This window comes from Kribbella sp. NPDC051137, from assembly GCF_040682535.1.
GTDB classification, from domain to species: domain Bacteria; phylum Actinomycetota; class Actinomycetes; order Propionibacteriales; family Kribbellaceae; genus Kribbella; species Kribbella karoonensis.
Genome location: NZ_JBFBBI010000009.1, coordinates 57,409 through 71,134, shown reverse-complemented (window position 1 = coordinate 71,134; position 13,726 = coordinate 57,409). Strand labels below are relative to the sequence as shown.

The following is a 13,726-nucleotide window of genomic DNA, read 5'->3' as shown; positions in this document are numbered from 1 at the left end:
TCCGCCGGTTGGCTTGGTCGGCGGGGCTCGCGTGTGAGGGCGGGCGTCTGGTGTTCGCGGTGCGGGTTCGCCCGGGGGAGGCGGTAGGTTCTGGGCGGTGGAGGCGTTTGCGGGACGGTTTCGGCTGATCGACCTGATCGGGACCGGCGGCATGGGTTCGGTGTGGCGCGCGTGGGACCTGCGGCGGTCGACGTACGTGGCCGCGAAGGTTCTCGGGCAGCACGATGCCGCGACGCTGCTGCGGTTCGTCCGGGAACAGTCGCTGCGGATCGAGCACCCGCACGTGATCGCGCCGCACGGGTGGGCCGCGGACGACGACAAGGTCGTGTTCGCGATGGACCTGGTCCGGGGCGGCTCGGTGGCGACCCTGCTCGGCGACCACGGCCCGCTGCCGACGGCGTACGTCGCCGTACTGCTGGATCAACTCCTGCGCGGGCTGTCCGCCGTACATGCGGCGCGGGTCGTACATCGCGATGTGAAACCTGCCAACCTGCTGCTGGACGTCACCGGCACCGGCCGGCCGCACCTGCGCTTGTCGGACTTCGGCGTCGCAGGCCTCCTCGACGAGCCGCGGATGACCCGGCAGAGCATGATCCTCGGCACCCCCGGCTACCTGGCCCCAGAGCAGTTGGAAGGCGCCGACCCCGACCCCCGCCAGGACCTGTACGCCGTCGGCGCCGTAGCCGCCGAACTCCTGACCGGCGAACGTCCCACGTCCGACGGCAGCCTGTCGATCCCGGTAGGCCCGCTCTCCGAGCTCATCCACCACCTCACCGCGCCCGACCCGTCCGATCGCCCCACCTCAGCCGCAGCCGCCGCCCAACTCCTCGCCACCGCTACAACCGGCCTTCCCCACACCTGGCCCACGGCCCCCGACGCCCCCGAGGTCTTCGACCAACTCCCACCCCTCCCACCACCCTGGACCCCCACAGGCCCCCAACCACCAGCCCCCAACCAACCACCCCCAAGCCCCCAACCCCCCGCGGGCTCCCGACCACCCGCGAGCTCCCAGCCGCCCGCGAGCTCGCAGCCGCCCGCGAGCGCCCGACCACCCGCGAGCGCCCGACCACCCGCGAGCGCTCAACCACCCGCGAGCAACCAATCACCCCCAAGCACCCAGCCGCCCGCGGGCTCCCGACCCCCCGCGAGCACCCGACCCCCCGCGAGCTCCAAACCACCCGCGGGCTCCCGACCACCCGCGAGCACCCGACCACCCGTTCGGGTTGCTCCTGTTGGAGTTGCCGCGGCTGGTGGGCGTGGGAGGCGGGGATTGTGGTGGGTGGCGGGAGGTTGTTTGGTCGGAGCCGTGGGGTTGTTGGGGAGTGCTGCTTGGTTGGTGTTCCGGTGAGGGGTAAATCGCGGGACGGGTAGCGCCGGTGGTGGAAGACTGCTGGAGATGGACTCGACAGCAGTCACCGCGCCGGTCGGGGAGCGACTGCGGCTGTTGGTGGCTGCGCTGGCGATCACGACCACGGTCGGCTACGGCGTACTGAGTTACGCGTTCAGCGCGCTGCTCGGGCCGATGAGCCGGGAGTTGGCGGTTTCCACGACCACGGCCGTCGGCGCATCGACCACCGCCGTACTGGTGAGCGGCCTGATCTCGATCCCGGTCGGGCGGCGGCTGGATGTGCGCGGCGGGCGCGGGCTGATGACGACCGGCTCGATCCTCGCCGCGCTCGCCGTACTCGGCTGGTCCCAGGTGCAGAACACCTTCCAGCTGTACGCCGTGTTCGTCGCGATCGGTGTCGCCTCGGCGATGGTGCTCTACCCGCCCGCCATGGCCGTCGTGGTCGCCGTCGCCGCGCCCGCCAGAAGAACCAACTCCATTCTCACCATCACGCTCGTCGGCGGCCTGGCGAGCTCGATCTTCATCCCACTCACCGGCTACCTCGCGCAGACCTTCGGCTGGCGCACCGCCCTCGCCGTACTGGCAGGCATCCTCGCGCTCATCACCATCCCGCTGCACCTGTTCGCCGTACCCCGGCAGACCCCGAGGCCACTGACCAGCGCAACACCGGCGAAATCACCGGCCAGAGTTCTCAGGGACCCAGGTTTCTGGCTCCTCGCCGGTGCGTTCGTCGTGCACAGCGCGGCCCTCGCGGTGATCGCCGTCCACCTGGTCCTCTACCTGGTCACCCTCGGCCACCCGCCGGCACGGGCGGCGAGCCTGGCCGGCCTGCTCGGACTGTTGTCGGTGACCGGCCGGCTCGTGACCAGCGTGTCCGTCCGGTGGTTGCCGATGGCGACGATCACCTCGCTGATCCTGTTCGTCCAGGGCATCGCGATCGCCCTGCTACCGGTGGTCGGCCGGCACGTCGCCGGCGCGGTGGGCTGCCTGGTGCTGTTCGGGCTCGGGTTCGGGGTGTCGTCGATCGCGACGCCCGCGATCCTGCTGGACCGGTACGGCGCGACCGGGTTCGGCACGACCGCGGGCATGCTCGGTACGCCGACCACGATCGCGAAGGCGACCGGTCCGCTGGCCGGAGCCGGGCTGGCGGAGGCGTTCGGGTACCGGCCGCTGGTGCTCGCGGTCGCGGTGGCGTGTGTGGTCGCGGCGGCAGGCCTCGCGCTGACCCGGAGGGTCCGCCCGAGGGCCACGATGTGACCTGGGTCGTGGCGGGGGTTGGCGGAGGGGGCATACTTGAGGCACGAGTGAAACCCACTCGCGTGCTCCGGGGTCGGTGTAATTCCGAGCCGGCGGTGACAGTCCGCGACCCGTGACTTCGCAAGAAGAAGCGGTTGACCTGGTGGAATTCCGGGACCGACGGTGAAAGTCCGGATGGGAGGCGCACGCGGTCGGCGGGTGTGCTCTGGCGCCCGGTGGCGCGGAGCGCGGGCTGTGAGGCCCGCGGGACGCGGCGGCGAGGGTCCGGCGGCAACGGGCGAGAGTCCGGGGCGGCCGGCGGGACCGGTGAAACGGTTGCGGCGACGGAGCAGATGTGCCGAGCGAGGCCCCGGTAGTGCGTCCGTGACGACGAGGGGCCCCAGTAGTGAACGACGTGTCGCCGATGGATGTCGCGTGGATGCGGCGTGCCGTCGAGTTGGCCGCGCGCGGCACCGGCAGCACGCATCCCAACCCGGTCGTCGGTTGTGTGATCACCGCGAGCGACGGTCATCCGGTCGGCGAGGGCTTCCATGCCGTCGCCGGCGGTCCGCACGCCGAGGTCGTGGCACTCCGGATGGCGGGCGACCGGGCCCGCGGCGGTACGGCGTACGTGACGCTGGAGCCCTGTAACCACACCGGCCGGACCGGTCCGTGCGCGGACGCGCTGATCGAGGCGGGCGTCGCGCGCGTGGTGTACGCCGTACCGGATCCGAACCGTACGGCGGCCGGCGGCGCGGACAAGTTGCGCAGCAAGAACCTCGACGTCGTCGAGGGCGTACTGCGGGCCGAGGCCGAGGCGGTCAACCGCGTGTGGCTGCACAGCGTGCGGATCGGGCGGCCGTTCGTCACCTGGAAGTTCGCGACCACGCTCGACGGGCGGTCCGCGGCGCCGGACCGGACGAGCAGGTGGATCACCGGCCCGCTCGCCCGCGCCGACGTGCACCGGCTGCGGGCGGAGTGCGACGCGATCGTCGTCGGCACCCAGACGGTCCTGGCCGACGACCCGGAGCTCACCGTTCGGGACGAGAACGACGTACCCGTGGCGCGGCAGCCGTTGCGGGTCGTGGTCGGCGACCGGGAGATCCCGCCGACCGCGCGGGTCCGCAACGACCGCGCGGAGACCCTGCTGCTGCCCACTCACGATCCCGCCGAGGTGCTCCGGCAGCTGGACGACCGGCAGATCCGGCACGTCTGGCTCGAAGGCGGCCCGACACTGGCCGCCGCGTTCCTGCGCGCCGGTCTGGTCGACCAGATCGTGGCGTACGTCGCCCCGGCCGTGCTCGGCTCGGGGTACGCCGCGGTCGGCGATCTCGGCGCGGAATCGATCGACCACCTGCGGCGGTTCAAGCTAGCGGACGTCACCCGCCTCGGCGACGACGTCCGGCTCACCCTGGTTCCTCTGGGAGGAAAGTAGATGTTCACCGGCATCATCGAAGAACTCGGCACGGTCGAGTCCCTGGAGCTGCTCGACGGCGACGCGGCCCGACTCACCATCCGTGGACCGAGGGTGACCGAGGACGCGGCGCACGGCGCGTCGATCGCGGTCAACGGCTGTTGCCTGACGGTCGTCGAGTACGGCGGCGGCGTGTTCACCGCGGACGTGATGCGCGAGACGCTGCAGCGCACCAGCCTCGGCGGTCTCGGGAAGGGCTCGCCGGTCAACCTGGAGCGGGCGGTCGCCGCGCACGAACGGCTCGGCGGGCACATCGTCCAGGGGCACGTCGACGGTACCGGCACGATCGCGTCGCGGACGCCCGGTGATCGCTGGGAGGACGTCCGGATCGCGACCTCGCCGGAGATCCTGAAGTACGTCGCCGAGAAGGGCTCGATCGCGATCGACGGGGTGTCGCTGACGGTCACCGGCGTCGACGACGCGAGCGGCACGTTCGGGGTCAGCCTGATCCCGACGACGCTCGAGCTGACGGTGCTCGGCGCGAACAAGGTCGGCGACACGGTGAACCTCGAGGTCGACGTGATCGCGAAGTACGTCGAACGCCTGCTGACCGCGGGCGTCACCCCTTCTTCTGTTGCTGGAGGCAACAAGTGAACCCGATCAACTGGCTGTTGACCTCCCAGGTCACGATCGCCGGCTCGCCGGTGCTGGTCCGGGAGATCGTCGGCAACGTGTTCGGCCTGGCCAGCGCGCTGTTCGGGATGCGCCGGCTGGTCGCCGCGTGGCCGGTCGGCATCGTCGGCAACGTGCTGCTGTTCACGGTGTTCGTCGGCGGCATCTTCGACACCCCGCAGGACAAGGACCTCTGGGGGCAGGCCGGCCGCCAGGTGTTCTTCGCGTTGATCAGCCTGTACGGGTGGTACCGCTGGTACCAGACCCGGCACCAGGGCGCCGGGCAGGCGGTCCAGCCGCGCTGGGCGACGATGCGGGAGCGGCTGGAGCTGCTCGGGATCGGCGTGGTGCTCTACGCGATCGCGTACTTCGTGCTGAAGGCGCTCGGCTCCTGGGGCCCGCAGTGGGACGCGTGGATCCTCACCGGGTCGATCCTCGCGACGTACGGGATGGCCCGCGGGTTCGTCGAGTTCTGGCTGATCTGGGTCGCCGTCGACGTGGTCGGCGTACCGCTGCTGGTGCAGGCGAAGTTCTACCCGTCGGCGACGATGTACGTCGTGTACGGGCTGTTCTGCGTACTCGGGTTCGCGTCGTGGTGGAAGATCCAGAACCGCGAACGGGCCGCAACCCCCGAAGCTGTGGTGGTGGGCTGAGATGGGAACCGTGCTGAAGCTCGACACGATCGAGCACGCGATCGAGGAGATCCGGGCCGGCCGGCCGGTGATCGTCGTCGACGACGAGGACCGGGAGAACGAGGGCGACCTGATCTTCGCCGCGTCCAAGGCGACTCCGGAGCTGCTGGCGTTCCTGATCCGGTACAGCTCCGGCGTGGTGTGCGTGCCGATGGAAGGCGCCGAGCTCGACCGGCTCGGGATCCCGCTGATGACGCCGCACAACCGCGAGCGGATGCGGACGGCGTACACGATCTCCGTCGACGCGCGCGACGGGATCAGCACCGGCATCTCGGCGGCCGATCGGGCCCGGACGATCCGGGTACTCACGGATTCCGCGTCGGAGCCGTACGACCTGGTGCAGCCGGGGCACGTGTTCCCGCTGCGCGGGCGCGACGGCGGCGTACTGGTCCGTCCCGGGCACACCGAGGCGTCGATCGACCTGGCGCGGCTCGCCGGTCTGACTCCGGCGGCGGTGATCTCGGAGTTGGTGAACGACGACGGGACGATGAAGCGCGGGCAGGACCTGCGTACGTTCGCGGACGAGCACGGGCTGTTGCTGGTGTCGATCGACGACCTCATCCGCTACCGGCGGCGGAACGAGACGCAGATCCAACGGGTCGCGACCACGACGTTGCCGACGCAGTACGGCGATTTCGTTGCCCACGGCTACCGGAACACGGTGGACGGTTCGGAGCAGCTCGCGCTGGTCCGCGGCTCGCTCGACGACGGGCCGACGCTGGTGCGGTTGCACTCGGAATGCCTGACCGGGGACGTGTTCGGGTCGCTGCGGTGCGACTGCGGGCCGCAGCTCGACGAGGCGTTGCGCCAGGTGGCTGCCGAGGGCGGCGTTGTCGTGTACCTGCGCGGGCACGAGGGGCGCGGGATCGGGCTGCTGCACAAGCTACAGGCGTACGAGCTGCAGGACGCGGGGCGCGACACTGTGGACGCGAACCTGGATCTCGGGCTGCCGGCCGACGCCCGCGACTACGGGACCGGCGCGCAGATCCTCGCCGATCTCGGCGTGAAGTCGGTGCGGCTGCTGACCAACAACCCCGACAAGCTCGCGGGCGTGCAGGGATACGGCATCGAGGTCGTCGAGCGGCGCGGCATCTCCATCGACCCGACCGAACACAACCTGCGCTACCTGCGCACCAAGCGCGACCGCATGGGCCATCACCTCCCCGCTGGCCTGCTGACCGAAGAGAACGGAGCCGGCTGATGTCGGGCAGTGGAGCACCCACCATCGAGGTCCCCCGCGTCGAAGGCGCCCGAGTCGCGGTCGTCGCGGCGCAATGGCATCCGAAGGTCACCGACGGTCTCCTGGCCGGCGCCTTGCGCGCGCTGGAGGACTCTGGGGTGGCTGAGCACACCGTCGTCCGGGTGCCCGGGTCTTTTGAACTGCCGGTCGCGTCCCTCCACGCCGCCAAGGCCGGGTACGACGCGGTCGTCGCCCTGGGCGTGGTGATCCGCGGTGACACCCCCCACTTCGAGTACGTCTGCCAGGCGACGACCGACGGGCTGATGCAGGTCGGTGTGACCACCGGAGTACCGGTCGGCTTCGGCGTCCTTACCTGCGACAACGACCCCCAGGCGCTGGACCGAGCCGGGTTGCCCGACAGCCGCGAAGACAAGGGCTACGAGGCAACCCAAGCCGCCCTGTCCACACTGGCCGCGATCCGCCGACTGAAGTAGACCCGTCCGACGCGTGGGGGGAGACGCGTAGTGGGTGTGCCGAGCGAGGGGATGTGATCAGCCCCCGCGTGCTCCCACCCACCCCCGGGCTCGCGCCCGGCTTCTGCGAGCTGCCGCTCGCGGGTGACTGCTGAGCGGGCGTGTCACGTGAGGCAGGGTCTGGTGAGTGGTGACGGGTGGACGCGTCGAGTGCTGGCGGTGGTGTGTGAGAAGTGTGGTCAGCCCTCACATGCGTCGCAGCCGAGCTTGATCGCGTGATCCCAGTAGTGAACTGCCTCACCGCGCGGAAATACTTGTTACCCACGGGCGCTGGCCAAACGGCCCACAGCCACCCAGTCACCACCCCGTCGCTTCGCTCGCGGGCCCGGGCCGAGTAGTCACCCGCCGGCGGCAGCCGGCAATAGTCCGGGCGGCAGCCCGGGGGGTGGGTGGGAGTGCGGAGCACGCGGGGGGCTATCCCTTCACGCGGGTGTGTTCCATGTACCAGTTGGTGGTCCAGGTGTTGCCGTTGTCGGTGGAGAAGGCTTGTTCCCAGGCGGCCTTGTCGGTGCCGGGTGTCCACAGGAAGCGGACGTCGATGGGCTGCCCCTCCCAGACGTCCGGGCCTTCGAAGAGGCCGACGCCGTTGGCGAAGGAGCCGACGACCGGAGTCTCCAGCTGGCCGCGGGTGCTGTTGATCCAGTGGATGGACCAGGTGCGGGACTCGGGGTTGTAGAGCCGAAAGGTCGCCCCGCGGAAGCCCTCGCTCGGGAACCAGCCTTCGTCGAAGCTGATCGCCCCGTCGAAGTACGTCGTGGCCTGCATCGTCGCGTCGTGTTCGTACCAGGTGAAGGGCTCCCCGAGGACTGGCCGCCGGCGCCGGTTGTGGAAGGACCAGCGGCCGATGAGGAAGTCGAAGTCGTCGGTGACCTTCGGGATGCCGAGCGGCGGCGGGGGAGTGGGACGCCGGGTGAAGTCCATGGTCCAGTTGGTTTCCCAGGTGTCGCCGCCGTCCGCGGAGTACGCCTGCTCCCAATGTGCCGTCTCTGAGGTGATGTCCGACCATTCGTAGCTGCACAGGATCGGTCGGCCTTCGTGCGTGTCCTCGCCGACCAGGCGGCAGCGCGTCCCGTCGGCGGTCCAGCCGCCGTGCACCGGTGGGTAGAGCTCCGTCGTGGTGCTGTTGACCCACCAGATGCTCCACTGCTTGCCCACCGGATCGAACACCCGCAGCGACAGCCCGTACGTCCCCTTCGTCGGGAAGCGCATCTCGTCGATGCTGATCTGCCCGTCGAAGTACGTCCGCGCGCTCGTGGTCCCGTCGTACTCGAGCCACTCGTCGCACCCGGCGAGGGCCCGTTTCAGTGTGCGGTGGTGTACGTCGAAGTACCCGTTCAGGAAGTCGAAGTCCCCGGTCACCTTGTCCATGCGTCCAGCGTCGGGCGCAAACCTGACATCCCATGGCAGTGATCCGGACTAATCTCGGACTATGCGTTCGAGCCGGCTGTTGTCGATCCTGCTGTTGCTGCAGACGCGTCGGCGGCTGACGGCGCGGGAACTCGCTGACGAGTTGGAGGTGTCGCTGCGCACGATCTACCGCGATGTGGAGGCGCTCGCGGCTGCAGGCGTTCCCGTGTACGCCGACCAGGGCCGTGCAGGTGGGTACCGCCTGGTGGAGGGCTACCGCACCCGCCTGACCGGCCTGACCGAACAGGAAGCAGCTGCTCTGTTCCTGGTCGGCATGCCCGGTGCTGCCGCCGCACTCGGGCTAACGGCCGAAACGAGCGCAGCCGAGCTCAAACTGCTCGCAGCGCTCGCCCCGGACCAGCGGGACCGGGCTGGTCGGCTGAAGCACAGGTTCCACCTGGACCTGCCCGCCTGGTACCAGGACGCCGAGAACTCACCACAGCTCGCGGCCGTCGCCGACGCTGTACTGCACGACCGCCGTGTCCGTGTCCTGTACCGCAGGTGGGAAGAGCCCCGCGAGGTCGAGCGCCTGCTCGAGCCGTACGGCCTAGTGCTCAAGAACGGCAGCTGGTACGTCGTAGCCGCGACAGCCGGCGGATTACGCACGTACCGCGTTTCGAACATCCTTGAGCTCACACCGACCGACGAGCAGTTCGAACGCGCCGACAGCTTCAACCTGGCCCAGCACTGGCAGGAGCACCTGGACGGCTTCGACCGCATCCGTTTCACGGCAGAGGCGGTCCTCAAGGTGTCGGCCAGGCTGGCCGCGAAGATGTACGACGTCTCGTACCCCGCACTCGTGAAGGCGGTCGCGGCCGCCGTACCGGAGCCAGACGGGAGCGTTGTGGTGACGGTCCCGATCGAGTCGGTCCAGAACGCCGCAGCCACGCTCAGCCGCTTCGGTGACGCCCTGGAGGTGCTGGAGCCGCAGGAGCTTCGGGCTGAGCTGAGAGAGCTCGGCCGGAAGCTCCACGACCTTTACTCCTGAGATAGCGCTCCGTTGGCGCGCTCTCCGGCCTCTGTGCTGCGCTTGAGGAAGTCCGCGATCACCGTGAGCTCGGCCTCGCTGTAGTCCGCCAGTACGTCGTCCATTGCGCCGATCATCGGCTGGTACAGCCGGACTACCTCCGTACTGCGGTCCGGCAGCACCCGGATCGTCACGCTCCGCCGGTCCGCGCGAGCCCGGTCGCGGGCGATCCAGCCGCCGCGTTCCAGGCGGTCGAGGATCCCCGTCAGCGTGGCCGGGTGCAGGCCGGCCTGGCGGGCGAGTGCGCTCGGGGTGAGCGGTCCGCTGCGCGCGAGGACGTCGAGGCAGTCGAGGTCGACGTCCTTGAGCGCCAGCTTGCCGCCGATCTGGTGGTTCAGCAGGGCGAGCTGGATCCGCAGGTCGCGAAGCCCGGCCTTGATCTCGTTCCCGGTCCGCCGGCGGTGCCGGACGTCACCTTGTTCTCTCTGTTCCATATATTATGATTTCCGTACTATATGAGTTGCAGATCAGAATCACGGTAGCGCACAGGAGGCGGTTCGATGCGGATCACGGTGTTCGGCGCGACGGGCGGGATCGGCGGGCACGTCGTACGGCAGGCCCTGGAGGCGGGGGAGAAGGTGACGGCGGTGGTGCGTACGTCGTCCGCGTTCGAGCTGGAGCATCCGTCGCTGGAGGTTGTGCGGGTGCGCGGGCTGGACGTGGCGGAGCCGCTGCGCGAGGCGATCGACGGCAGTACGGCGGTGATCTCCGGCGTCGGCGCCCGCGGGCGGAAGGACGGGCCGGTCGCGTCCCGCAGTACGAAGTCGATCCTCGCGGCGATGGACGCGGTCGGGGTACGGCGGTTCGTGGCGGTCAGCGCGGCACCGCTCGGGCCGACCCCCGGGGACTTCCTCAATCGGCGGGTGATCTGGCCGATGATCAACGCGTTCGCGGCCGACGTGTACGCCGATCTGCGGGTGATGGAGGCCGACATCATGAGCAGTGCCGCGGAGTGGACGATCGTGCGACCGCCGAAGCTCAACAGCAAGCAGTTGACCGGCCACTACCGGACAGCGCTCGGCGGGACCGTCCCCCGCGGCTACCTGATCTCCCGCGCCGACGTCGCCGACCTGATGCTCAAGTCGCTGACCGACCCGACGACCGTCCGTCAGCCGGTTGGTGTTGCCTACTGAGATCGCGGGACAGGTGCGAGCGGCGGAGGCCGTGCGCGACGAGGTACCGGACGTCCGGGACTGTGTCGTACATGAGTTGGATATGGAAGTAGTTCACGTGCTCCAGGACAGCGACTGCGGCGAAAACCACGCCCGGCACGGTGCTGGCGCCAGGGCGTTGTAGCAGCGACCAGACGGTGTAAAGGACGCCAGCCGTCAGTAGCGGGACATTCCAGCGGCGGGCGTGGGCAAACCAGCGTTTGCCCGGTAGCGGGCTGCGTGGGTCTTGGCGGAGCTTCAGGAACCAGTACGCGGCGCCTTGGAGTAGTAGCACGGCGAAGAGGGCGTAGCCGGCGAGGTTGGGGGTTGTTGCCGGTAGGCCGACCAGGTGGAACCACAGGAAGTACTGCAGGGGGATGTTGAGCAGTTCGAGTGTTGCCAGGGAGCGCAGACGATGAGTGATCCGGGAGAGGGTCACTGCGTTGGCTGGATTCGGTTGTGGGGGACGGCGTGGGCGGTGTGGTTCTGGAAGCCGGTGGTGGTTCGGGCCATGGTGAGGGAGTTGAGGAGGGCTTCCTCGACTGATTCGGTGACCGCCTGGAACGGGGTGCGGAGGTCGCGGTCGGCGTAGGACGGCGTACGGCTGGTGGTGAAGGCGATCGCGTAGTCGCCGCTGCCGGGGGCATAGTCGGAGCCGACCCGGGCCATCGCGAAGATCGCCCGGCGGGCGAGGCGTCCCAGTTGCCGGGAGTCGAGCGGGAGGTCGGTCGCGACCACGATCATGCAGGAGTTGCCGTCGGAGTCGATCGGCTCGGCCGGCACCTGTCGCCCCAGCACAGTCAACACACCCGAAAAGTTCGCCTGCACCAACACACCAACAGTTCCGTCGGTCAAGGCGCGGGAGGCGGTGCCGATGCCGGCCTTGAAGCCGAGGGCGGCGGTTCCCGTGCCGGCGCCTGCGCAGCCTTCCTGGGGGAGAGTTGCGGAGGCTGCGTCCAGGGCGGCGTGGACGTGGGCCGGCGTGATGGGGCGGCGGCGGATGTCCGACAGGTGGCCGTCGTTGGTCTCGCCGACGATCGGGTTCAGGCTGGTCGCCCGCGGGTTCCGGTCGAGGAGCCAGCTGACGAACGCGTCCGCGACCCGGAACGTGCTCAGCGTCCCGGTCAGCAGGATCGGCGTCTCGATCACGCCGAGCTCATCCACCTGCGTGGTCCCGATCAACTTCCCGTACCCGTTGCCAACAGCAACCGCCGCCGGCAGCGTCGCCTCCCAGCCGTCCGGAACGATCGCCGTGACCCCGGTGTTCACCCCGTCGCCCGTGATCGTGGTCTGCCCGACCCGCACTCCTGGCACGTCGGTGATCGCATTCAGCGGCCCGGTGGGCAACGTGCCGACGACGACGCCCAGCTCACGAACTCTCCGAGGACTCTGCACACGGTTGTCGTCAGTCACAGGCAGCAGCATCTCACCTCGACCGGCCCGCTCAGCCGCCTAGCGGCGAGCGGTCGCCCACGAACCACAGGTGCCCGAACGGGTCCAGGAACGATCCCTGGCGGTGGGTGCCCCACGGTACGGCGTGGTCGCGGACCGGGTCGAAGCTCCCGTCGGCCCCGGCCTCGACGGCACGCGCGACGAACGCGTCCGGGTCGTCCACGAACACCTCGACCCGCACCGTCGGCGCCCCCGTGTCCGCGGGCGTCTTCCAGATGTTGTTGCCCGGCTCGCCCAAGAAGACCGGAGCGCCGTCGATGCTCAGGCCGATCACGCTGCCCAGGTTCCACAGTTCGACCGCGCCGAGTGCCCGCGCGTACCAGGCCGCGGCCGCCGGAGCGTCCGCCACCGCCAGCATCACCGAGATCTCCACGGGTTCAGTATGGTCCGTCCACCGGACCTGGGGGCCGGACTCCTGGGAGCGCCCCGTAGGCTGGGCGCGCGATGAAGACTTTTGACGAGCTGTTCGCCGAGTTGGGTGAGAAGGCGCGGACGCGGCCGGAGGGTTCCGGGACCGTGGCGGCGCTGGATGCCGGCGTGCACACGATCGGCAAGAAGCTGGTCGAAGAGGCCGCCGAGTCCTGGATGGCCGCCGAGCACGAGGGCAAGGAGCGGGCTGCGGAGGAGATCTCGCAGTTGCTGTACCACGCCCAGGTGATGATGCACGCGCTCGGCCTGGACCTCGACGACGTGTACCGACATCTGTAGGGAGCCCCCTCCAGCAGATCACCGGTTCACACCCCAGAAAGGGCAGTCGCCATGCTGCGCGTCGCAGTACCGAACAAGGGCTCGCTGAGCGAAGCCGCCATCGGGATCCTCACCGAAGCCGGCTACAAGCAGCGCCGGACCACCAAGGACCTCACCCTCACCGACTCGGCCAACGAGGTCGAGTTCTACTACCTGCGCCCCCGCGACATCGCCGTGTACGTCGGCGAGGGCACCCTCGACGTCGGGATCTCCGGCCGCGACCTGGTGCTCGACTCGCACGCGGACGCGGACGTGATCATGGGCCTCGGGTTCGGCTCGTCGACGTTCCGGTTCGCCGGGCGGCCCGGGGTCGCGAACTCCGTGAAGGACCTGGCCGGCCAGCGGATCGCCACGTCGTACGCCGGGGTGCTCCAGGACCACCTCGCCGAGAACGGCGTCCAGGCGTCGGTCGTGCGGCTGGACGGCGCGGTCGAGTCGGCTGTCCAGCTGGGCGTCGCGGACGTGATCGCGGACGTCGTCGAGACCGGTACGACGCTACGTCAGGCCGGGCTCGAGGTGTTCGGGGAGCCGATCCTGCAGTCCGAGGCGGTCCTGATCAAGCGGCACGGCGTGGACGTCCCGCCGAACGGCCTGCAGCAGCTGGTCCGCCGGCTCGAGGGCGTCCTGATCGCGCGGAACTACGTGATGATGGACTACGATATCCGCGCCGAGGACGTGGACGCGGCCACCGCGGTCGCGCCCGGGCTGGAGTCGCCGACGGTGTCGCCGCTGCACCGGCAGGGCTGGGTCGCCGTCCGGGTGATGGTGCGGCGGGCCGACGCGCAGCGGCTGATGGACCAGCTCTGGGAGGTCGGCGCCCGCGCGATCCTCACCACCGACATCCACGCCTGCCGGATCTGACCGGGT

General features: G+C 69.8%; 15 protein-coding genes and 1 riboswitch. Of the genes, 11 read left to right on the top strand and 4 right to left on the bottom strand.

Translation table 11 applies throughout. The features are described 5' to 3' along the window. The first annotated feature begins 97 nt into the window (after positions 1 to 97). From AB0M51_RS40255 to ribH, 7 genes are all read left to right on the top strand, one after another. Positions 98 to 1,348: a protein kinase gene (locus AB0M51_RS40255; RefSeq protein WP_363753966.1), complete on the top strand. Its 1,251-nt coding sequence runs from the start codon at positions 98 to 100 to the stop codon at positions 1,346 to 1,348. A 48-nt stretch (positions 1,349 to 1,396) separates the two neighbouring features. After that, positions 1,397 to 2,605 (top strand): MFS transporter, encoded by a 1,209-nt coding sequence (locus AB0M51_RS40250; RefSeq protein ID WP_363753963.1) that lies wholly within the window; start codon positions 1,397 to 1,399, stop codon positions 2,603 to 2,605. Between the two features lie 58 nt (positions 2,606 to 2,663). Next, positions 2,664 to 2,796, top strand: a riboswitch (FMN riboswitch). 212 nt (positions 2,797 to 3,008) lie between these two features. After that, entirely contained in the window at positions 3,009 to 4,019 is a 1,011-nt protein-coding gene (gene ribD, locus AB0M51_RS40245) for a bifunctional diaminohydroxyphosphoribosylaminopyrimidine deaminase/5-amino-6-(5-phosphoribosylamino)uracil reductase RibD (RefSeq protein WP_363753960.1), read from the top strand. Further along, positions 4,020 to 4,652: a riboflavin synthase gene (locus tag AB0M51_RS40240; RefSeq protein ID WP_363753957.1), complete on the top strand. Its 633-nt coding sequence runs from the start codon at positions 4,020 to 4,022 to the stop codon at positions 4,650 to 4,652. It begins immediately after the preceding gene. Then, positions 4,649 to 5,323 (top strand): nicotinamide riboside transporter PnuC, encoded by a 675-nt coding sequence (gene pnuC, locus AB0M51_RS40235; protein WP_363753954.1) that lies wholly within the window; start codon positions 4,649 to 4,651, stop codon positions 5,321 to 5,323. Before AB0M51_RS40240 ends, pnuC begins: the two co-directional genes overlap by 4 nt. A gap of 1 nt (position 5,324) precedes the next feature. Continuing rightward, on the top strand, positions 5,325 to 6,563 hold the full coding sequence (locus tag AB0M51_RS40230) for a bifunctional 3,4-dihydroxy-2-butanone-4-phosphate synthase/GTP cyclohydrolase II (RefSeq protein ID WP_344198289.1): 1,239 nt from the start codon (positions 5,325 to 5,327) through the stop codon (positions 6,561 to 6,563). Continuing rightward, positions 6,563 to 7,036 carry a 6,7-dimethyl-8-ribityllumazine synthase gene (gene ribH / locus AB0M51_RS40225; protein WP_344198287.1) on the top strand — a complete coding sequence of 158 codons (474 nt, stop codon included), beginning with the start codon at positions 6,563 to 6,565 and terminating at the stop codon, positions 7,034 to 7,036. Before AB0M51_RS40230 ends, ribH begins: the two co-directional genes overlap by 1 nt. A 453-nt stretch (positions 7,037 to 7,489) precedes the next feature. On the opposite strand, the gene AB0M51_RS40220 is transcribed toward ribH, so the two are convergent. After that, complete coding sequence (locus AB0M51_RS40220; RefSeq protein WP_363753949.1) at positions 7,490 to 8,443, bottom strand: hypothetical protein; 954 nt, start codon at positions 8,441 to 8,443, stop codon at positions 7,490 to 7,492. A gap of 61 nt (positions 8,444 to 8,504) precedes the next feature. Here AB0M51_RS40220 and AB0M51_RS40215 point away from each other — a divergent pair, with 61 nt between their 5' ends. Continuing rightward, on the top strand, positions 8,505 to 9,470 hold the full coding sequence (locus AB0M51_RS40215) for a WYL domain-containing protein (protein ID WP_363753946.1): 966 nt from the start codon (positions 8,505 to 8,507) through the stop codon (positions 9,468 to 9,470). Here AB0M51_RS40215 and AB0M51_RS40210 read toward each other — a convergent pair. Next, on the bottom strand, positions 9,461 to 9,943 hold the full coding sequence (locus AB0M51_RS40210) for a MarR family transcriptional regulator (RefSeq protein WP_363753943.1): 483 nt from the start codon (positions 9,941 to 9,943) through the stop codon (positions 9,461 to 9,463). The genes AB0M51_RS40215 and AB0M51_RS40210 overlap by 10 nt on opposite strands. 66 nt (positions 9,944 to 10,009) lie before the next feature. Between AB0M51_RS40210 and AB0M51_RS40205 the strand changes: the two genes are divergently transcribed. Next, positions 10,010 to 10,642: an NAD(P)H-binding protein gene (locus AB0M51_RS40205; RefSeq protein WP_363753940.1), complete on the top strand. Its 633-nt coding sequence runs from the start codon at positions 10,010 to 10,012 to the stop codon at positions 10,640 to 10,642. 453 nt (positions 10,643 to 11,095) lie between these two features. On the opposite strand, the gene AB0M51_RS40200 is transcribed toward AB0M51_RS40205, so the two are convergent. Beyond that, positions 11,096 to 12,073 carry a P1 family peptidase gene (locus AB0M51_RS40200; RefSeq protein WP_363753937.1) on the bottom strand — a complete coding sequence of 326 codons (978 nt, stop codon included), beginning with the start codon at positions 12,071 to 12,073 and terminating at the stop codon, positions 11,096 to 11,098. 31 nt (positions 12,074 to 12,104) lie between these two features. Beyond that, entirely contained in the window at positions 12,105 to 12,485 is a 381-nt protein-coding gene (locus AB0M51_RS40195; RefSeq protein WP_344198274.1) for a VOC family protein, read from the bottom strand. Positions 12,486 to 12,556: 71 nt separating this feature from the next. Here AB0M51_RS40195 and AB0M51_RS40190 point away from each other — a divergent pair, with 71 nt between their 5' ends. Both AB0M51_RS40190 and hisG read left to right on the top strand, forming a co-directional pair. Further along, entirely contained in the window at positions 12,557 to 12,820 is a 264-nt protein-coding gene (locus AB0M51_RS40190; protein WP_344198272.1) for a phosphoribosyl-ATP diphosphatase, read from the top strand. Positions 12,821 to 12,871: 51 nt separating this feature from the next. Next, positions 12,872 to 13,720 (top strand): ATP phosphoribosyltransferase, encoded by an 849-nt coding sequence (gene hisG, locus AB0M51_RS40185; RefSeq protein WP_363753932.1) that lies wholly within the window; start codon positions 12,872 to 12,874, stop codon positions 13,718 to 13,720. Positions 13,721 to 13,726 lie beyond the last annotated feature (6 nt).